We start from the raw sequence: 19,792 nt of genomic DNA, 5'->3' as shown, positions 1-19,792 counted from the left end.
GGCCGGTGGAGGAGGACCAGGGATGACAGCCGAATCCGCCCAGCCCGACGGGGACGAGTACGGCCCGGAGCAGCCCAGACCGGTCGGCCTGCTGGACGTGCTGAGCGTGGCCGCGATGGTGGTCGACGCGGACGGGCGCATCGTGTTCTGGACACCGCAGGCCCAGGAGCTCTTCGGCTACTCCGCCGAGGAGGCGCTCGGCACGTACGCGGCGCGGCTGTTCGTCCACCCCGAGCACCTGCCGGCCGTGACGAAGCTGTTCGCGGAGGTGCTGAAGACCGGCCGGAGCTGGGCCGGCGCGTTCCCGATCCGGCACAAGGACGGCAGCAGCCGCCTGACGGAGTTCCGCAACATGCGGCTGCTGGACGACCTCGGCGACGTCTTCGCGCTGGGCCTGGCCGCCGACCACGACCTGCTCCAGCGCGTCGAGACGGACCTCGCGCTGTGCGAACGGCTGATCAACCAGTCCCCCATCGGCCTGGCCCTGATGGACCCCCAGCTGCGCTATCTGCTGGTCAACCCGGCGCTGGAGCGGATCGACGGGGTGCCCGCCGGGGACCACATCGGCCGGCACCTGCGCGAGACGCTGCACCTGCCGGACATCGACACCATCGAGTCCTGCCTGCGTCAGGTGCTCACCACCGGCACCCCGCTGCTCGACCAGTACCACGTGGGCCGCCCGCCGACCGACCCCGAGCACGAGCACGCCTGGTCCCTGTCGTTCTACCGGCTGGAGGACCCCGGCGGGCGGGTCCTGGGCGCGGCGACCTCGGTCGTCGACGTCACCGAACGGCACCGCGCGGCCACCGAGGCCGACCGGGCCCGGCGGCGTCTGGCCCTCATCGCCGACGCCTCCACCCGGGTCGGCACCACGCTGGAGGTGGAGCAGACCGCGCGCGAACTGGCCGACGTCGCCGCCTCCGAGCTGGCCGACATCGTCGCCGTGGACGTCCTGGACTCGGCGCTGGCCTGCCGCCGCACCCGGCCCCCGGACAACGGGCCGGAGCTGTTCCGCGCCCTGGCCCTGAAGGCGGCCCATCCGACCGTGGCGCTGCGCGCCGCCGACCCGCCCGGCGACCTCGCCTCCTACGACGGCGACCGCCTGATCACCCTGTGCGTGCACACCGGCCGGCCGGTTCTGGTGCGGCAGGTCGGCGAGTGCGACCTGCCGCGGATCGCCCGGGACGACGAGGCCGGCGCGCTGCTGGCGCGGGCCGGTGTCCACTCGTACCTCGCCGTGCCGCTGATCGCGCACGGCGAGGTGCTCGGCGCCCTCGACCTCAAGCGCAGCCGCAATCCGGTGCCGTTCGACCAGGACGATGTCGTGCTGGCCGGTGAGCTGGCCAGCCGGGCCGCCGTGGCCATCGACAACGCCCGCTGGTTCCAGAGCGTGCGCAACACCGCCCTGACCCTGCAGCGCAGCCTGCTGCCCGACCACCGCCGGCACCACACCGGTCTGGAGCTCGCCTCCCGCTACCAGCCGGCGCAGGCCACCAGCGAGGTCGGCGGCGACTGGTACGACGTGATCGGCCTGAACGACGACAAGACCGCGCTGGTCGTCGGCGACGTCATGGGCAACGGCATCGACGCCGCCGCCACCATGGGGCGGCTGCGGACGGCGACCTGCGCGTACGCGGACCTCGACCTCGACCCCGGCGCCGTGCTCCAGCACCTCGACAAGATCACCTGCGATCTGGAGCACTACATCGTGACGTGCGTGTACGCCGTGTACTACCCCGACACCCGGACGTGCCGCATCGCCAACGCGGGCCACATGCCGCCCGCGCTGGCCCGCCCCGGCCAGGCCCCGAGGCTGCTCGATCTGCCCGCCGGCGCCCCGCTCGGCATCGGCGGCGTCCCCTTCACCACCACCACGGTCGAGCTGGCCCCCGAGGACCTGCTGGTGCTCTACACCGACGGCCTCGTCGAGACCCGTCACCATCCCATCGACGAACGCCTGAACGTGCTGCTCACCTTGCTCGACGAACCCCGCAGGCCCCTGGAGGAGACCTGCGACCTGCTGCTGTACGGCCTGCGCCACCCCGAGGACCACGACGACGTGGCCCTGCTCGTCGCGCGCGCCCTGTAGGGGGTGGCGGCGATTGGCCGCTGGGGGCGCGGGGCACCCGTCGGCACCATGGAGCACCTGCGACGGATCCTGCTCACCGGGTGGTTCAGCTTCCGGGACGGCGAGGCGACCGCCGGCGACGTGCTGGCCCTGCGGCGGGTGGAGGACGTGCTGCGGCGGGCCGGGGCGCCGTACGACGTCGCCTGGAGCCCGGGGTTCCGGCCGGCGGCGCTGCACCTGGCGCAGGTGCGGCCCGAGGCGTACTCCCACCTGGTGTTCGTGTGCGGGCCGGTGCACGGGCCGCAGGTCGAGGAGTTGCACCGGCGGTTCGCGCGCTGCGTACGGGTCGCCGTCGGCACCTCGGTCGTGGATCCCGCCGGTCCGGCCGTCGCCGGCTTCCACCGGGTGCTGGCCCGCGACGCGCCGTCCGCCGAGCCGCTGGTGGACCTGTCGGCCCGCGCGCCCGCCGTGCCGGACCGGCCGGTCGTCGGGGTGATCCTCACCCACGGGCAGCACGAGTACGGCGGCCGGCGGCGGCACGCCGAGGTCGCCGGGACGGTCACGCGGTGGCTGGCCGGGAAGGACTGTGCGCGGCTGGAGCTGGAGACCCGGCTCGACATCCACGACTGGCGGCTGAGCGCGACCCCGGCGCAGCTGTCGTCGGTGCTGGGCCGGCTCGACCTCGTCGTCACGGACCGGCTGCACGGGCTGGTGCTCTCGCTGCGCGCGGGCACCGCGGCGCTGGCCGTCGACCCGGTCACGGGCGGCGCGAAGGTGACCGCGCAGGCGCGCGCCTGCGGCTGGCCCGCGCTGATCCCCGCCGAACGGCTCGCCGTGGCCGGGCTGGAGCACTGGTGGGAATGGTGCCTGACCACCGGCCGGGAGACCGCCCGGCACACCCGGGACCGCTTCCGTGACGGCACCGGCATAGACGACGGTACGGAGACGCTGACGGCGGCGCTGGGGCTGGCGGGGGGCCACCCGAGGGCGGCCGGGCCGCGTGCCTGACCACGGGGCGCGGGCGGCGGCACCGGCACCGGCACCGGCGGCTTACCGTCCGACCCGACGCCTGACGGGAGACCGCACGCCACGCCGCCCGACGACAGTCCGCCCGACCCGACGCCCGACGAGAGCCCGCCCGACCCGACGCCCGGCAGACGGTCCGACCCGCCGCCCGGCCAGGCCAACGCCCCTGACCACGGGGCGCGGGCGGCGGCACCGGCACCGGCACCGGCACCGGCACCGACGGCTTACCGTCCGACCCGACGCCTGACGGGAGACCGCACGCCACGCCGCCCGACGACAGTCCGCCCGACCCGACGCCCGACGAGAGCCCGCCCGACCCGACGCCCGGCGGACCGTCCGACCCGCCGCCCGGCCAGGCCAACGCCCCTGACCACGAGGGCGCGGGCGGCGGCGCGGGACTGACGGGAACCCGCCCGACCCGGCACCCGGCCGGACCACGCCCCTGACCACGAGAACACGGACAGCTGCGCCAGGACTGACGGCAGAACCCCCGACCCGGCACCCGGCCGGACCACGCCCCTGACCACGGGAACACGGACAGCGCCGCTGAGGCTGCCGGGAGACCCTTCGGCCAAGTCCCGCCCCCGCCCACGACAGCACGGACGACCGCGCCGGCGCTGACGGGAACCCGCCCGACCGCGGCCGGCCCCCGGCCGGACCTCGGCCGGCAGCGGCGCCGGGTCCGGTGCATGACCACCGGACGTCCCGGACGGAACTTCCGGCGGCGCCCCCGTGCGGCTCAGCGCGGAGCGCGGGGCGCCGGATCGTCGCCCAGCAGCAGGGACCGTACCGCCGTGCCCAGGTCGGGGGCGGTCGTCCCGGGCCGGGTGCGGCCGGAGGCCACGAGGACGCCCCGCGCCCCCGCCCGGCGGGCGGCCTCCAGGTGGGCGTCGGTGTCGCCGATCACGGCGCAGCCGGCGGGGGGCGTGCACAGGCGTCCGGCGGCCCACAGGATCAGGCCCGGCTCGGGCGGGCGGCAGCGGCAGCCGTCCGCGGGGGCGTGCGGGCACACCCCGCGCAGGTCGAAGGGGCCGAGGAGTCCTCGACCCGGGCGTCGACCCGGCGTACGTCGGCCTCGGTGAGCCGGCCGCCGGCGACGCCGGGCTGCCGGGTCAGGAAGCCGGTGCGCACGTCGTGGGCGCGCAGCAGCGCGAGCGCCTCCCGGGCCCCGGCGACGGGGCGGACGCGGTCGGGGTCGGCGTTGTCGGGGACGTCCTCGACCAGGACGCCGTCGCGGTCGAGGAGCACGACGCGGATCCGGCTCACGACGCCACCTCCCGCCACGCGGGTGCGCCCCGGTACCGCCACAGTCCGCTCAGCCAGTGCCAGCTGGCCGTCGGCGGGATGAGCGCGCTGGTCAGCAGCAGGGTGGTCACCTCGTCCCGGGTGCGCGGCCCGGGCGCGACGCGCGCCCAGGCGTACTCGGCGGTGCCCGCGGCCCAGCCCAGGGCGGCGACGGCGGCGGCCGTACGGCGTCCGGCCCCGGCGAGCACGCACGCCGCGGCACCCGCCGTTGTCACCGCGAGGTGGCCGCGGATACGGCCGCGCGGCGCGGCCACCCTGTGCCACCACCCGGCGCCGTGCAGCCGCAGCATCAGCGCGTCGTCGGCGTGCCCGCGCTGGGCGGCCAGCGAGGCCCAGCGGCCCACGGGGTGCACCGGGTGGCGGGTGGTGCGCCGACCCTGCCGGATGCCCCACCCGGCGTCGAGCAGCCGCAGCGCCAGGTCGACGTCCTCCCGGTGGGCGCGCAGGAAGCGTTCGTCGAAGCCGCGGGCCTGCTTGAGGGCGTCGGTGCGGTAGGCCATGTCGACGGCGCCCCAGCGGGCCCGCGCCCGGGCGACGGTCTCGCGCTCCCAGTCGGTGGGGCGGCGGCGGCCGGGCAGCGGTACGGCGATCACGCCCTGCACGCCCGCCGTGTCCGGGCCCGCGGCGGCGAGGTCCTGGGTGAGCTGCTCGCACCAGTGCGGGCCGGCCTGCACGTCGTCGTCGAGGAAGGCGACCCAGGGCGAGGCGACGGCGCGCAGGCCGGTGTTGCGGGCGGCGGCGGGTCCGCGTCCGCCGCCGTGCAGCACGGTCGTACGGTCGCGCAGGTCGCCGAGGACGTTCAAGGGGTGCTCCAGCGGGCCCGGATCCGGGACGGGCCGGTCGTCGACCAGGACGATCTCGCGCGGTGGCGGGCCGGTCGCGGCGGCCAGCGCGGCGAGACAGTCGGCGAGGGTGTCACGGACGAGCGTGGGGATCACCACGGCGTAGGCGGTGGTCATGACTGGCGGGTGCCAGAGTGCGGCCGTCTCAAACCCTCCCGGGGCCCACGGGGCACGACAAGCGGCTGCACACCGCAGGTATCGCGCGAGGCGGTCCGTCCCGAGGCGCGGGTGACGCGCACCGGGCCGGGTAGCCGAAGTGGTTCTGGAGGATCGCGGTGACCACGGGGTCCCTTGCCGGGTCGGGTGCATGACATCGGGATGACGACACCGCCGGACAGCGTGGTGCACCGCACGGTGGGCGAACCGGTCACCGCGTGACCGCTGCCGGAGCAGCAGGCGTCGGCCACAGGCGCGCCGAGCAGAACACCGATCGCGACGGAGGAACGTGCCGGCCGACGGACATCCGGCCGACGGACATCCGACCGGCGGATGACTCCGCCCGCAGGGAAACGCTCCAGAGGGTGTCCCGCCCTAGGATCGCCCCGTGGCCACCTTCCTCCTCGAACGCACGGCGCCCCTCCCCCCGTCCGAGGCCTGGCGCCGGCTCACGGACTGGCCCCGGCACGGTGACGCCGTCCCGCTGACCCGGATCACCGTGCTGACGCCGCCGCCGACCCGGGTGGGCACGGTGTTCGTCGCCCGTTCCGGCCTCGGGCCGCTGGCCTTCGACGACCGGATGGAGGTCACCGTCTGGCAGCCGCCCGCCGACGACGCCCCCGGCCGGTGCCGGCTGGAGAAACGCGGCCGCGTGGTGCTCGGCTGGGCGGAGATCGAGGTGCGCCCCGGCCCGGGCGGGCGCGCCCGGGTGGTCTGGCGCGAGGAGATCGACGTACGGCTGCTGCCGCCCGTCCTCGACGGCGCCCTGGGGAAGGCGTCCCGGCTGATGTTCGGCCGCGCGGCGAACCGCCTGCTGCGCGGGCGGTGACCGGTCCACCACGTCACCACCGACGGCACGGTCGTCGACGACCTCTGCGCCATCCACTCCACCGGCCGTCTCCACCGACGCGCTGGTCAAGGCCGCGCAGGCGTCCCTCGACGGGCTCCCCCAGGCCCCCGCTCGCCTACGGCACCAGGGACAGCGGCGGCGGCATGGGCGGCACGAACGGCACACCCGCCCAGCAGCACGTCCCCGCGGTCGTCCGCGCCCCCGACGGCGGCGACCACGGCGTGGACCTGCTCCGACTCCACCAGGAGACCGACCGCTGGGAACCGGGTCAGGCCACCGACCCGGTCCGCCCGGCCGGCGCCCCCGGCGGGTCGTGGTGGATCGGGGTGTGCGCGCCGGTCAGCGGCGCCCCGCTGCCGCCGCGCCGGGCGGCGACGATCTCGGCGGCGATGGACAGGGCCGTCTCCTCCGGCGTCCGGGCGCCCAGGTCCAGGCCGATGGGCGAGCGCAGGCGGGCCAGCTCCAGGTCGCTGACGCCGGCCTCGCGCAGCCGCCTGTCGCGGTCCAGGTGGGTGCGGCGCGACCCCATGGCGCCGACGTACGCCACCGGCAGCCGCAGCGCCAGCTTCAGCAGCGGTACGTCGAACTTGGCGTCGTGGGTGAGCACGCACAGCACGGTGCGGCCGTCCACGCCGGTGCGCTCCAGGTACGTGTGCGGCCACTCGACGACGATCTCGTCGGCCTCGGGGAAACGGGCCCGCGTCGCGAAGACGGGGCGGGCGTCGCACACCGTGACGTGGTGGCCGAGGAACTTGCCGACCCGGACCAGCGCCGAGGCCAAGTCGATCGCACCGAAGACGATCATGCGGGGGGCCGGGACCGACGACTCGACCAGCACCGTCAGCGGCGCACCGCACCGGGAGCCCCGCTCCCCGATCTCCAGGGTGCCGGTGCGGCCGGCGTCCAGGAAGGCGCCCGCCTCGGCCGCGACCGCGCGGTCCAGCCCCGGACGGGCGCCGAAGCCGCCCTCGTACGAGCCGTCGGGGCGGACCAGCAGCGCGCGGCCGCCGGCCGGCCCGCCGGGGCCGGAGACGATCCGGGCCACCGCGGCGGGCTCGCGCCGCGCCGCGGCGGCCACCGCGGCGGCCGCCACCGGCCGGACCGGATCGCCGCCGCGGACCGGGGTGACCAGGACGTCGATGACACCGCCGCAGGTCAGGCCGACCGCGAAGGCGTCCTCGTCGCTGGGGCCGAAGCGTTCCAGGACGGGCTCGCCGTCCCGCAGAGCCTGCCGGCACAGCTCGTACACCGCGCCCTCCACGCAGCCGCCGGAGACCGAGCCGACGGCCGTGCCGTCGGCGTCCACCGCGAGGGCGGCGCCGGGCGGGCGCGGGGCGCTGCCGCCCACGGCCACCACGGTGGCCACGGCGAAGTCACGTCCCTGCTCGACCCACCGGTGCAGCTCGTCGGCGATGTCCAGCATCTCTCGGTCTCCTTCACGGCGATGGGGAAAGGGCGGGCAGCCGGGTGGTGGCAGACACCCGGGCGGCCCTCGTCGGCGTCGAGTGCGAAGATCACCATCAGCGCCCGCACGAGGGCACCGATCTCCCGCGACCTGCCCCGCGCGACCCGGACGGCGGCGTACGAGATGACGCCGGCGGCGACCCCGGCGGTGATCGGGTACGTGAACGGCGTGATCACGACGGTCGGGAAGAGCGGGACCGCGGTGGCGCGGTCGGACCGGTCCACGTGCCGGGCGTTCGTCATCGTCATGGCCCCGATCACCACCGGGGCGGCGGCCGCGACCTCGCCCGGCCCGGCCGGCCGGGACGAGGACTGCTTCGCCCGCGTCGTCGGCAGCGGTCCCCGACTCCAGTGACTGCTGGGGCATGGGGTCGTCTCCCAAGGTTCACAGGGGCACCCGCGTCGACCGCCGGGGCGGTCGCGGGACGTGGGACGCGCACGACTCGTGGGACGGCCCGAGACGGACAACGGGTGCCGGGGGCGGAGCCACCCGGCGGGTCTTCTCAGCCCTCGGGGAGCTGCGTGCCGGTCAGGTGCTCGGGGCGGACCGGCGTCCGGTTCAGCTCCAGGCCGGTCGCCTCGCGGATCGCCGCGAGGACGGCCGGGGTGGAGGACAGGGTGGGGGCCTCGCCGACGCCGCGCAGCCCGTACGGGGCGTGCTCGTCGGCGAGTTCGAGGACGTCGACCGAGATGGCCGGCGTGTCGAGGATGGTGGGGATCAGGTAGTCCGTGAAGGAGGGGTTCCGCACCTTCGCCGTCCTGGGGTCGACGACGATCTCCTCCATGACCGCCACGCCGAGCCCCTGGGTCGTGCCGCCCTGGATCTGGCCGACGACGGACAGCGGGTTGAGCGCCTTGCCCACGTCCTGCGCGCAGGCCAGCTCGACCACCTTGACCAGGCCGAGCTCGGTGTCGACCTCCACGACGGCGCGGTGCGCGGCGAAGGAGTACTGGACGTGACCGTTGCCCTGGCCGGTGCGCAGGTCGAAGGCCTCGGTCGGCCGGTGCCGCCACTCCTCCTCGACCTCGACGGACTCGCCCTCCAGCACGTCCACCAGGTCCGCCAGCGCCTCACCGGCGTCGGTGACGACCTTGCCGCCCTCCAGCAGCAGCGCGGCGGTGGCCCACGCGGGGTGGCAGGAGCCGAACCTGCGGCGCCCGAGGTCCAGCACCTTCTCCCGGACCAGCTCGCAGGCGTTCTTCACGGCGCCGCCGGTGACGTACGTCTGCCGCGAGGCGGACGTCGAACCGGCGCTGCCCACCCGCGTGTCGGCCGGGTGGATGGTCACCTGGTCGACGCCCAGCTCGGTGCGGGCGATCTGCGCGTGGACGGTGACACCTCCTTGGCCGACCTCCGCCATGGCGGTGTGGACGGTGGCGACGGGCTCGCCGCCCACGACCTCGATGCGCACCCTGGCGGTGGAGTAGTCGTCGAAGCCCTCGGAGAAGCCGACGTTCTTGATGCCGACCGCGTAGCCCACCCCGCGCACGACGCCCTCGCCGTGCGTGGCGTTGGACAGGCCGCCGGGCAGCTGCCGTACGTCGGCGCCCTGGCTGGACTCCCACTGGCGCTCCGGCGGCATCGGCATCGCCTTGACGCGGCGCAGCAGTTCGGCGACCGGCGCCGGGGAGTCGACCGGCTGCCCGGTCGGCATGATCGTGCCTTGCTCCATGGCGTTGAGCTGCCGGAACTCCACCGGGTCCATGCCGAGCCTCTGCGCCAGCCTGTCCATCTGCGCCTCGTAGGCGAAGCAGGCCTGGACCGCGCCGAAGCCGCGCATGGCGCCGCAGGGCGGGTTGTTGGTGTAGAGGGCGATGGCCTCGATGTCGACGTCGTCGAGGACGTACGGGCCGACCGACAGGGAGGAGGCGTTGCCGACCACCGCCGGGGAGGCGGAGGCGTAGGCGCCACCGTCCAGGACGATCCGGCACTTCATGTGGGTGAGCTTGCCGTCCTTGGTGGCGCCGTGCTCGTAGTACAGCTTGGCCGGGTGGCGGTGGACGTGCCCGAAGAAGGACTCGAACCGGTTGTAGACGATCTTGACGGGTTTGCCGGTGCGCAGCGCCAGCAGGCAGGCGTGGATCTGCATCGACAGGTCCTCGCGGCCGCCGAACGCGCCGCCGACGCCGGCCAGCGTCATGCGCACCTTCTCCTCGGGCAGGCCGAGGACGGGCGCGATCTGGCGCAGGTCGGAGTGGAGCCACTGGGTGGCGATGTAGAGGTGGACGCCGCCGTCCTCCTCCGGCACCGCGAGCCCGGACTCGGGGCCGAGGAAGGCCTGGTCCTGCATGCCGAAGGTGTACTCGCCCTCGACGATCACGTCGGCCCGCCCGCGGGCCTCCGCCACGTCGCCGCGGACGATCGGCTGGCGGTGCACGATGTTCGGGTGCGGGACGTGCCCGGCGTGGTGGTCGTCGCGGCCCTCGTGGATCAGGATCGCGTCCGGAGCGGTCGCCGCGGCCTCGTCGGTGACGACCGGCAGTTCGCGGTAGTCGACCTTGATCTTGGCGGCGGCGCGGCGCGCGGTCTCCGGGTGGTCGGCGGCGACGATCGCCACCGGCTCACCGTGGTGCCGTACCTTGCCGTGCGCGAGGACCGGGGTGTCCTGGATCTCCAGACCGTAGTTCTTCACCTCGGCGGGCAGGTCGTCGTACGTCAGCACGGCGTACACGCCCGGCATGGCCAGCGCCTCGGCGGTGTCGATCGAGACGATCTCGGCGTGCGCGAGCGTGGAGCGCAGGATCTGCCCCCACAGCATGTCCTCGTGCCACATGTCGGACGAGTACGCGAACTCGCCGGTGACCTTCAGGGTGGCGTCCGGGCGGAGCGTGGACTCGCCGATGCCGCCCCTGGTCCGCGCGCCCTGGGTGAGCTTGGCGGGGGTTCCGCCGGGGGAAGCCATGGTCACACCGCCTCTGCCTGCCGTGCGGCCGCCAGCCGGACCGCGTCCATGATCTTCTCGTAGCCGGTGCAGCGGCACAGGTTGCCCGACAGCGCCTCGCGGATGTCCGCGTCGGTCGGCTTCGGGTTGTGCTCCAGCATGTCGTCGGCGGCGACCAGCAGGCCCGGCGTGCAGAAGCCGCACTGCACGGCGCCGGCGTCGATGAACGCCTGCTGGACCGGGGAGAGGCCGGCGCCCTCGCCGGTCTGCGAGTCCTGTCCCCGCGCGGCCCAGCCCCGGGCGTCCTGGAGCGAGGTCCCGCGGGCGCCGGACGCGCAGCCGCCCTCGGAGCGCTGCCGGGCGTAGTCGGCGAGTCCCTCCACGGTGACGACCTCGCGGCCCTCCACCTGTCCGGCGGCGACCAGGCAGGAGCACACCGGCACCCCGTCCAGCCGGACCGTGCAGGAGCCGCACTCGCCCTGCTCGCAGGCGTTCTTGGAACCGGGCAGTCCGAGCCGCTCCCGCAGCACGTACAGCAGGGACTCGCCCTCCCACACGTCGTCGGCTTCCTGCGGACGGCCGTTGACCGTGAAACTGACGCGCATCACGCGACTCCCTCCGTGTGGGCGGCGGTGCCGCGGTACGACTCCCAGGCCCAGGTCAGGGTCCGGCGGGCCATGACGCCCACCGCGTGCCGGCGGTAGCCCGCCGTGCCCCGGACGTCGTCGATCGGGTTGCAGGCGCCCGAGCACAGCTCGGCGAACCGCCTGGCGACCGACGGGGCGATGACCTTCCCGTTGTCCCAGAGGCCGCCCTCCTCCAGCGCGGCGTTCAGGAACTCCTCGGCTGCCTCGGCCCGTACGGGCGTGGGAGCGGCCGAGCCGATCCCCGTCCGGACGGTCCGCGACTCGGGATGCAGGGCCAGTCCGAAGGCGCACACGGCGATGACCATGGCGTTGCGCGTGCCGACCTTCGAGTACTGCTGGGGCCCGTCCGCCTTCCTGACGTGCACGGCGCGGATCAGCTCGTCGGGTGCCAGCGCGTTGCGCTTGACGCCGGTGTAGAACGCGTCGATCGGGATGCGCCGGGAGCCCCGTACCGACTCCGCCTCGACCTCGGCACCGGCGGCGAGCAGGGCGGGGTGGGCGTCACCGGCCGGGGAGGCGGTGCCGAGGTTGCCGCCGACGCCGCCGCGGTTGCGGATTTGCGGGGAGGCGACGGTGTGCGAGGCGAGGGCCAGACCCGGCAGCTCGGCGCGCAGGTGCTGCATGATCCGGGAGTAGGGGACGGAGGCACCCAGCCGCACGGAGTCCTCGCCGGCCTCCCACTCGGAGAGGTCGCCGATGCGGTTGAGGTCCATGAGGTACTCGGGCCGGCGGTGGTCGAAGTTGATCTCGACCATCACGTCGGTGCCGCCCGCAATCGGCACAGCGGTGGGGTGCTCGGCCTTCGCGGCGAGCGCCTCCTCCCAGCTGGCGGGGCGAAGGAAGTCCATGACCGGCTCTCTTCTTCGTCTCGTGGGGCGTACGGATTGAGCCGATCCGGGTGCGGCGGGCCCGGCTCGTCCATGTGCTGTTGACGCGGATCGACGTCAGTACACCGTGCCGTGCTCCAACGGGGTCAGTCACCGAAACCATGAAGGAGTTGGCTGGCCACGACAGTCATCTTGTAGATTCGTATGAACGGAGGTCATTGGCAACCTCTCCGATGTCCCGGGGAAACGTCCGGCACAGCCGGCGTGACCTGGGACACAGCACGGGAGACGGCGGGCACCGCGCGACCGGCCACCGCGCGGGCCGCTCACCGGAGGGACCCGTCACGATCCACCGCGATTTCCCGGACACAGAACGGCGGCGACGAGAATGCGGCTGCGCGCACTGCTGGACACCGACGCGCTGGGCCTCAAGCTGCTCGGCGGCGAGGACGAGCTGGACCGCGCCGTGCGGGGCGTGATGACCACCGACCTGCGGGACCCCAGCCGCTACCTCTCCGGCGGTGAACTGGTGCTGACCGGTCTGGCCTGGCGCCGGAACGCGGACGACTCCGAGCCCTTCGCGCGGCTCCTGGCGCAGGCCGGGGTCGCGGCCCTCGCGGCCGGCGAGGCCGAGCTGGGCGACGTGCCCGAGGACCTGGTCCAGGCGTGCGCCCGGCACCGCCTCCCCCTGTTCGCCGTGCACGAGTCGGTGGCCTTCGCCACGATCACCGAGCACGTCGTGCGGCAGGTCTCCGGCGAGCGCGCCGGAGACCTGGCCGCCGTGGTCGACCGGCACCGCCGGATGATGACCTCGGGCCCGGCGGGCGGCGGCCCGGACGTGGTCCTCGACCTGCTCGGCTCCGACCTGGACCTGCGCGCCTGGGTCCTCTCCCCCACCGGACGGCTGATCGCCGGCCCGAGGGTCGGCGGCCCCGCGCTGCCCCCCGAGGCGTGCGCCGGGCTGGCGGCCGAACACCTGGCGGCCGCCCGCACGGGCCGGCACGGCCCGCACCGTCTGATCCTCGGCACCACGACCTACTCCCTCTTCCCGATCCGCAGCAGCGGCCGCTCCCCGCAGGGCCCCCGGGACGTGCGCGAGACGGTCCTGTCGGACTGGCTGCTCGCCGTCGAGGCGGACGCCGGCGACTGGGCGGAGGAGCGCCTGGACCTGCTGCACGGCGTCACCCAGCTGATCGCGGTCGAACGCGACCGCCGCGACGCCGCCCGCACGGTCCGCCGCCGGCTGGCCCAGGAGGTCCTGGAACTCGTTCAGACCGGCGCCGCCCCCGCCGAGATCGCGGCCCGTCTGCGGGTCGCCGCCCCGGTACTGCTGCCCGGCCTGGGCGCGGCCCCCCACTGGCAGGTGGTCGTGGCCCGCGTCGAGTGGGACGGCGCCGGCCTCGAGACCGGCCCGGTGGCCCAGTCCCTGCTGGAGGAGATCCTGGTGGACCCCTCGGCCACCGGTCCCGAGCCCTCCGACCGCATCGCCGTGGCCCACACCGGCGACGAGGCGATCGCCCTGGTCCCCCTGCCGGCCGTCGCCGCCGGGCACGACGGCTCGGAGAGCGGCGTCCTGGCCGACGCCCTGCTGCGGTCGGTCAGGGACCCGCTCTCGGCCGGCCTGCACGACGACGGCCGCGTGACCCTCGGCGTCAGCGCCGCCGTCCACTCGGCGGAGGGCCTGCGCGGCGCCCTGGAGGAGGCCCGGCACGCCCGCCGGGTGGCGGCGGCCCGCTCGGGCCGGGTCTGCGCCGCGGGCCACCAGGAACTGGCCTCGCACGTCCTGCTCCTGCCCTTCGTCCCCGACGACGTGCGCCGCGCCTTCACCGCCCGCCTCCTGGACCCGCTGCGGGAGTACGACCGCCGTCACCGCGCCGAACTCATCCCGACCCTGGAGGCGTTCCTGGACTGCGACGGCTCCTGGACCCGCTGCGCCTCCCGCCTCCACCTGCATGTCAACACCCTGCGTTACCGAGTCGGCCGGATCGAGCAGCTGACGAGCCGGGACCTCTCGCGCCTGGAGGACAAGCTCGACTTCTTCCTGGCGCTGCGCATGAGCTGAGACACCCCCCGGCCGACGAGTCCCACGACTTTGTGAAATCCTTCACCCGCCCCCTTGGCCAGGCAGCCGGATAGGTGTTGGAATGCCACCACTCAACAGCTCGATGGCGCGCTCGGGGAGGGCAACGTGGCGCATACCGCCATGTCCGGTACCGGAACGACCGCAGACGACGATCCCCTCCAGACCGCGGTCTGGCGCTTGCGCTCCCGGGCCTGCTGGGTCGACGCGGCGGCCCTGCTGCCCCCGGCCACCCCGGCGGCGGCGCTGCAACGCGCCGCCCTGCTGGTCGAGCGCTGCCTCTACACCGAGCGCGGCTGGGAGGAGGCCGAGGACGCCCTGCGCACGGCCGAGGCGCTGGCCCACACCGACGAGGAGCGCGGAGCGGCCGCCTGCGAACGCGGCCAGCTCGCCTACGCGGCCACCCTGCACACCGTCCGCGACCGCGCCGACGAGGCCCGGGCGGCCCTCGGCCGGGCGGCGGCCCTGATCCCCCCGGACGCCCCCGGCCGCCCGCTGCTGGACTTCCGCCGCGGCCTGCTCGCCGAGAACCTCGCCCACTCCCCGCAGGCCGCCCTCGCCGCCTACCGCCGCGCCCACACCGGCGCCACGGCCCACGCCAACGCCCTGCTCCTCTCCTTCACCTGGCGCCACCTGGCCGGCCTGGCCCTGCGCGAGGGCGAACTGGCCGAGGCCCGCCACGGCTTCGCCGAGTCCCTGCGCATCCGCGAGGAACTGGGCTACCTCGTCGGAACGGCCCCCGCCCTCGCGTCCCTGGCCGACACCCAGCCCGAACCGGAGGCGTCCCGCCTGCGTGAGGAGGCCCGCCGCCTGTTTCGCCTGCTGGGCGGCGTCCCCACCTGGCTGGCCACCCAACTCTCCCCACCCGCCCCGGGAACGGCAAGGGCATGACCCAGCCCGCCGCCCGCGAAAAGAAAGGCCCCCGGAGGCACGACCCGCACCCGCCCACGGCAGGAAGGGACCCCCATGAGGGCGGCACCCGCCCACGACGGAAAGGAACCGCCCCCAAAGGCCGCACCCGCCCACGGCGGGAGGGGACAGACCCCCCGTGAGGGGGCACCCGCGCACGGCGGGAGGGGACAGACCCCCCGTGAGGGGGCACCCGCGCACGGCGGGAAGGGACGGACCCTCCTGGGGCGCTGCCCGCACCCGCGCACGGCGGGAGGGGACGGACGCCCCGTGAGGGGGCACCCGCGCACGGCGGGAAGGGACAGACCCCCCGTGAGGGGGCACCCGCGCACGGCCGGAAAGGACAGACCCCCCGTGAGGGGGCACCCGCGCACGGCGGGAAAGGACAGACCCTCCTGGGGCGCTGCCCGCACCCGCCCACGGCGGGAAGGGGACGTGCCGGGGGGTGTCCGCCCGCAGCGGTTGGCGCGTCAACCCGGGTACGTCGGTAAGCAACCGATTCCGCGCCGTTCCGAGGACGGACACCCCCCGGCACGGCCCCGACCCACCCACCGGCAGACAGCGCCACAGCAACCACGCACCTCCCGCACAGGCCGCCGCAGGCACCCGGCACCACAGATACCCGCAGGCACCCGGCACCACAGATACCCGCAGGCCCCCGGCACGCAGGTACCCGCAGACACCCGGCGCCACAGGTACCCGCAGACACCCGGCACGACACCGTCAGCACTCCACCCCGAAGTGCACCCCCACCAACACCCGCACCGCCTCCAGATCCCGCACCACCAACGCATCCAGCAACGCCGCATGCTCGGCCGCGTCGGCCACCATCTCCGTACGCCCCCGCGCCGCCGCCCCCAACGGCCACTGCACCCGCCGGTGCACATCGTCCGCGATGCGCACCAACTGCTCGTTCCCCGCCAGCGACAACACCGCCCGGTGAAACGCCCGATCCGCCTCCGCGTACGTCGCCCGGCACCCCGACGACGCCGCCCGCACCGTCGCCTCCGCCGCCGGCCGCACCTCCGCCCACCGCTCCGCGCTCACCGTACGGGCCAGCCGCAGAATGACCGGCACCTCGATCAGCCCCCGCACCTCCGCCAGTTCGGCCAGCTCCCGCGCGTCCCGCTGCACCACCCGGAACCCCCGGTTGGGCACGACCTCCACCGCGCCCTCCAGGGCCAGCTGCTGCATGGCCTCCCGCACGGGCGTCGCCGACACCCCGAACCGCTCCCCCAGCACCGGCGCCGAATACACCTGCCCGGGCCGCAGCTCCCCCCGCACCAGCGCCGTACGCAGGGCGTCGAGGATCTGCCCCCGCACGGACGCCCGCTGCACCGACCGCGCCACCTGCTCACCGTGCGTGTGCTCCCCCCGCACAACCGCCCCCGCCCCACCGGCCCCGGCCCCGGCCCCGGACCCGGCACCGGACCCGCACCCCCGCACCCGTTCCTGCTCCCGCTCCCGATCCCGACCCCGCTCCGGCCCCCGCCCCACCCCCGACGCCTGCGCCGGCACCCCCACCCACGGCACCCACACGCCGGAGGCCCCCTGCACACCTCGCTCCACGGGGCCCTCCTCCGGACGTGTCAGCACTTCGGGTCATTACGGCGGCTTGTCACTCATCCGTCAAGCACCTTAGGCCAGAACTCATCCGTTCAAATCTCCCACTTTCGAGATAAGGTAAGCCTTACCTTTTGGCCCCGGGCCCCGGCCCCGAACGTCGATGATGGGTGGTCCCCGCATGCCCGCGCCCGCCTCGGCCACAGCAGACGCGTACGCCCGCCTCACGGAGGCCGTCCCCAGCCTCGGCATCACGGAACTCGGCCTCGCCGACCCCCTCCCCGCCGGCTCCGGATGGCTCACCACCGCCGCCCTCGCCGCGGGCGGCACCGCCCTCGACGGCTTCCTCGCCCACGACGACGCCCAGGTGATCCGCGACTACGGCCTGCGGGCCCGCCCCGACGTGGTCGCCGGCTTCGGCCTGCACCGCTACGCCTGGCCGGCCTGCCTGCTGATCACCGTCCCGTGGTTCCTCGGCCGCCGCGTCCCTCGCTGCCCCGTGACGCACGTCGCGTACGACCGCACGGCCCCGGGCCTGGCCATGGGCCGCCTGGCGGTGCGCCCGCAGGGCTTCGCCTGCCTGCCCGGCGACCCCGCCGCCGCCCTGCCCGGCGCCCGCGTGGTCCCGGACGAGGAGGCGCTGCGCGCAGAGGTGCGCGCGGCGGTCGCGGAGCACCTCGAACCGGTCCTGGCCGCCTTCGGCCCCCGGATGCGCCGCCGCGGCCGCGCCCTGTGGGGCATGGCGACCGACGAGATCGTCGAGAGCCTGTGGTACGTCGCGCACCTCCTCGGCGCACAGGACCGCGCGCGCCGGGAACTGGAACTGCTGCTGCCGGGCGCGACCGGGCCGTACGTCGGCTCGGCCGCCTTCCGCGAGCTGACCGGTCCGAACGGCGAGACGCTGCCGACCCGGGACCGGGCGAGCTGCTGCATGTTCTACACGCTCCGCCCCGACGACGCCTGCGCCACCTGCCCGCGCACCTGCGACGCGGACCGCGTCACCAAGCTGCTGGCCGCCGCCTCCGGTTGAGCCTGCCGCCCGGTGTCACTCCCACCCCGTGACGTGCCGTAAGATCGTCCGCGCACGGCCCGCCCGTGCGGCCCCACCCGGATGATGAGTTCACAACTTCCTCACGAGTCGCGGGAACTTTCCCAAGAACCACCCGTACGGGTAGTCTTGTTCGAACTCAACTCCCGCCCCTCAAGCGGCAGTTCGAGCAGAACGCCGTCCCGGGCATCCCACTTGCACTTCGCTGGCGGCCTCTTGCCCCGAAACCCCCTGAGGGCCGGTGGGTTTGGGCCACCATGGCGGGCGTTACGCCCTATCCCAATGCAAGGGACCCCAGATGAGACTGACCGACATATCGCTGAACTGGCTACTTCCGTGCGCCGTACTGCTCGCGGGCATGCTGACGGCGGTTGCGGTACTCCAGCGCGGCAAGCGTTCCGCGGGGAAGGACACGAGCGCGGACGACTCGTGGGAGCGTATGGAGGAGCGCCGCAGGCGCAAGGAGGCCATGTACGGCACCGCCTCCTACGTGCTCCTGTTCTGCTGCGCCGCGGTCGCCGCGGCCCTCTCCTTCAAGGGACTCGTCGGCTTCGGCCAGCAGAACCTCGGCCTCTCCGGCGGCTGGGAGTACCTGGTGCCGTTCGGCCTGGACGGCGCGGCGATGTTCTGTTCCGTGCTCGCGGTGCGCGAGGCCAGCCACGGTGACGCCGCGCTCGGCTCCCGGATACTGGTGTGGACGTTCGCGGGCGCGGCGGCCTGGTTCAACTGGGTGCACGCCCCCCGCGGTCTCGGCCACGACGGCGCCCCCCACTTCTTCGCGGGCATGTCCCTGTCGGCGGCGGTCCTCTTCGACCGCGCCCTGAAGCAGACCCGCCGGGCCGCGCTGCGCGAGCAGGGCCTGATCCCGCGCCCGCTGCCGCAGATCCGCATCGTCCGCTGGCTGCGGGCGCCGCGTGAGACGTACAGGGCCTGGTCGCTGATGCTCCTGGAGAACGTCCGCACCCTCGACGAGGCGGTCGACGAGGTGCGCGAGGACAAGCGGCAGAAGGACCAGGCGCGGCTGCGGCGGCGCGAGCAGGAGCGGCTGGAGCGGGCGCAGCTGAAGGCGATCAGCCGGGGCCACGGGCGCGGCTTCGTCGGCCGGGCCGGCGGACGGCAGGCCGAGCTGCCCCCGGTGGAGCAGGGCGCCGAGCGTGTCACCGCGGAGCCTGCCCTATCCACGGCGGAGCAACTGCCCGTCCGCGCGCGGCCCTCACTGCAGCCCGTGCGCAGCGGCGCTGAGCCGGTCACCGTCGACCTCACCGCGGAGGACGACACCATGGCCCTGCCGCGCCTGGACTCCCTGGAGCGCAAGCTCAAGGACCTCGAGCAGCAGTTCGGTTAGTCACCGGACGGGGGTGCGGTCCGACCGGGGCCGCACCCCCGTGCCGTTCAGGCGGCGTCCGCGTCCAGTTCGAACCACACCGACTTGCCCACCTCGTGCGGCCGCACCCCCCACGCGTCCGCGAGGGACTCCACCAGCACCAGCCCCCGCCCGTGCGTGTCCTCGTCGCTGTGCGCCACCCGCCGCCGGGGCCGGCCGGGCACGAAGTCCCGCACCTCCACCCGTAGTCCCTGGGGGCCGACGGTGGCCGTCAGGACCGCGTCGTCGTCGGTGTGGACGATCGCGTTGGTGACGAGTTCGCTGGTGAGCAGTTCCGCGATCTCCGCCCGGCCGGGTTGTCCCCAGTGCCGCAGCAGGTCGCGCAGTTCCCTGCGGGCCTCCGGGACCGCGCGCAGGTCGGCCCGCCCGAGTCTGCGCCGCAGTTGCGGCGCGCGGGCCCGCGCCGTCGCGCCGTCGGCCTCTTCCTCCACCGTCCCCGCCGGGAACGCCCCGGCCGCCGCGGGGCCGCCCCCTCGTGCCTGCCTCTTCATGTCCCCCGCCCGCGTGCCGATGTCGGTTCCCCTCCTGCTCGAACACGTTCACGGGGATCCTTGCCCGATGGGCAACGGGACAGTCATCCGGGATTGCCGACGACCAGGTGTTCGGCCACGACCGCGGCCGTCCCGGGCACCCCGCCCGGTCGCCGCACCGTACGTCCGGCGCGGTCCGGCCCGCCCGCTTCGGCCCCGGCGGCCGACTCCGGCCTGCCGGTCCGGCCGTGGCCGCCGGGCACGGGCGGAG

The 19,792-nt window shown here is 75.1% G+C and carries 16 protein-coding genes and 1 pseudogene; 7 read left to right on the top strand and 10 right to left on the bottom strand.

Going from position 1 to position 19,792, the window contains the following annotated elements; genetic code table 11:
- Window positions 1–22 precede the first annotated feature (22 nt).
- Both ACFF45_RS07945 and ACFF45_RS07940 read left to right on the top strand, forming a co-directional pair.
- Window positions 23–2,089: a SpoIIE family protein phosphatase gene (locus ACFF45_RS07945; protein WP_381343825.1), complete on the top strand. Its 2,067-nt coding sequence runs from the start codon at window positions 23–25 to the stop codon at window positions 2,087–2,089.
- A 48-nt stretch (window positions 2,090–2,137) separates the two neighbouring features.
- Window positions 2,138–3,076 carry a polysaccharide pyruvyl transferase family protein gene (locus ACFF45_RS07940; protein WP_381343823.1) on the top strand — a complete coding sequence of 313 codons (939 nt, stop codon included), beginning with the start codon at window positions 2,138–2,140 and terminating at the stop codon, window positions 3,074–3,076.
- A 757-nt stretch (window positions 3,077–3,833) separates the two neighbouring features.
- Here the strand turns inward: ACFF45_RS07940 and ACFF45_RS07935 are convergent.
- Genes ACFF45_RS07935 through ACFF45_RS07925 form a run of 3 tightly spaced genes read right to left on the bottom strand, consistent with a single transcriptional unit; the run spans window position 3,834 to window position 5,358 of the window.
- Entirely contained in the window at window positions 3,834–4,106 is a 273-nt protein-coding gene (locus ACFF45_RS07935; RefSeq protein WP_381343820.1) for an HAD hydrolase-like protein, read from the bottom strand.
- Window positions 4,049–4,360, bottom strand: coding sequence for a hypothetical protein (locus ACFF45_RS07930; protein ID WP_381343817.1), 312 nt, complete (start codon window positions 4,358–4,360; stop codon window positions 4,049–4,051). The genes ACFF45_RS07935 and ACFF45_RS07930 overlap by 58 nt, the downstream gene beginning before the upstream one ends.
- Window positions 4,357–5,358: a glycosyltransferase family 2 protein gene (locus ACFF45_RS07925; protein WP_381343815.1), complete on the bottom strand. Its 1,002-nt coding sequence runs from the start codon at window positions 5,356–5,358 to the stop codon at window positions 4,357–4,359. The genes ACFF45_RS07930 and ACFF45_RS07925 overlap by 4 nt, the downstream gene beginning before the upstream one ends.
- 427 nt (window positions 5,359–5,785) lie before the next feature.
- On the opposite strand from ACFF45_RS07925, the gene ACFF45_RS07920 reads away from it, so the two are divergent.
- Window positions 5,786–6,226, top strand: coding sequence for an SRPBCC family protein (locus ACFF45_RS07920; RefSeq protein ID WP_381343812.1), 441 nt, complete (start codon window positions 5,786–5,788; stop codon window positions 6,224–6,226).
- 289 nt (window positions 6,227–6,515) lie between these two features.
- Here the strand turns inward: ACFF45_RS07920 and ACFF45_RS07915 are convergent, their stop codons facing one another.
- The 5 genes and pseudogenes from ACFF45_RS07915 to ACFF45_RS07895 all read right to left on the bottom strand — a co-directional run bounded on the left by ACFF45_RS07915 (window position 6,516) and on the right by ACFF45_RS07895 (window position 12,088).
- Window positions 6,516–7,670: an XdhC family protein gene (locus ACFF45_RS07915; protein ID WP_381343810.1), complete on the bottom strand. Its 1,155-nt coding sequence runs from the start codon at window positions 7,668–7,670 to the stop codon at window positions 6,516–6,518.
- An 80-nt stretch (window positions 7,671–7,750) separates the two neighbouring features.
- Window positions 7,751–8,002, bottom strand: a pseudogene (locus ACFF45_RS07910) (NCS2 family permease); the annotation flags it as partial.
- A 212-nt stretch (window positions 8,003–8,214) separates the two neighbouring features.
- A complete protein-coding gene (locus ACFF45_RS07905) occupies window positions 8,215–10,614 on the bottom strand; it encodes a xanthine dehydrogenase family protein molybdopterin-binding subunit (protein WP_381343807.1) in 2,400 nt (799 codons plus the stop codon).
- 2 nt (window positions 10,615–10,616) lie between these two features.
- Complete coding sequence (locus tag ACFF45_RS07900; protein WP_381343804.1) at window positions 10,617–11,198, bottom strand: (2Fe-2S)-binding protein; 582 nt, start codon at window positions 11,196–11,198, stop codon at window positions 10,617–10,619.
- Complete coding sequence (locus tag ACFF45_RS07895) at window positions 11,198–12,088, bottom strand: FAD binding domain-containing protein (RefSeq protein ID WP_381343802.1); 891 nt, start codon at window positions 12,086–12,088, stop codon at window positions 11,198–11,200. Before ACFF45_RS07895 ends, ACFF45_RS07900 begins: the two co-directional genes overlap by 1 nt.
- A 367-nt stretch (window positions 12,089–12,455) precedes the next feature.
- Here ACFF45_RS07895 and ACFF45_RS07890 point away from each other — a divergent pair, with 367 nt between their 5' ends.
- Together ACFF45_RS07890 and ACFF45_RS07885 are read left to right on the top strand one after the other, a co-directional pair.
- Window positions 12,456–14,129 (top strand): PucR family transcriptional regulator, encoded by a 1,674-nt coding sequence (locus ACFF45_RS07890; protein WP_381343799.1) that lies wholly within the window; start codon window positions 12,456–12,458, stop codon window positions 14,127–14,129.
- Window positions 14,130–14,270: 141 nt separating this feature from the next.
- Window positions 14,271–15,038 (top strand): hypothetical protein, encoded by a 768-nt coding sequence (locus ACFF45_RS07885; protein ID WP_381344064.1) that lies wholly within the window; start codon window positions 14,271–14,273, stop codon window positions 15,036–15,038.
- A gap of 741 nt (window positions 15,039–15,779) precedes the next feature.
- On the opposite strand, the gene ACFF45_RS07880 is transcribed toward ACFF45_RS07885, so the two are convergent.
- Complete coding sequence (locus tag ACFF45_RS07880; protein ID WP_381343797.1) at window positions 15,780–16,625, bottom strand: GntR family transcriptional regulator; 846 nt, start codon at window positions 16,623–16,625, stop codon at window positions 15,780–15,782.
- A gap of 175 nt (window positions 16,626–16,800) precedes the next feature.
- Between ACFF45_RS07880 and ACFF45_RS07875 the strand changes: the two genes are divergently transcribed.
- On the top strand, window positions 16,801–17,649 hold the full coding sequence (locus ACFF45_RS07875) for a (2Fe-2S)-binding protein (protein WP_381343794.1): 849 nt from the start codon (window positions 16,801–16,803) through the stop codon (window positions 17,647–17,649).
- 316 nt (window positions 17,650–17,965) lie between these two features.
- Complete coding sequence (locus tag ACFF45_RS07870; RefSeq protein WP_381343792.1) at window positions 17,966–19,012, top strand: DUF2637 domain-containing protein; 1,047 nt, start codon at window positions 17,966–17,968, stop codon at window positions 19,010–19,012.
- Between the two features lie 47 nt (window positions 19,013–19,059).
- On the opposite strand, the gene ACFF45_RS07865 is transcribed toward ACFF45_RS07870, so the two are convergent.
- The gene (locus tag ACFF45_RS07865) at window positions 19,060–19,542 is read right to left on the bottom strand and encodes an ATP-binding protein (RefSeq protein ID WP_381343789.1); all 483 of its coding nucleotides are present in this window, start codon (window positions 19,540–19,542) and stop codon (window positions 19,060–19,062) included.
- Between the last annotated feature and the right edge of the window lie 250 nt (window positions 19,543–19,792).

The organism is Streptomyces cinereospinus (assembly GCF_042430725.1).
GTDB classification, from domain to species: Bacteria; Actinomycetota; Actinomycetes; order Streptomycetales; family Streptomycetaceae; genus Streptomyces; species Streptomyces cinereospinus.
This window is presented reverse-complemented; position numbering and strand designations above follow the sequence as displayed.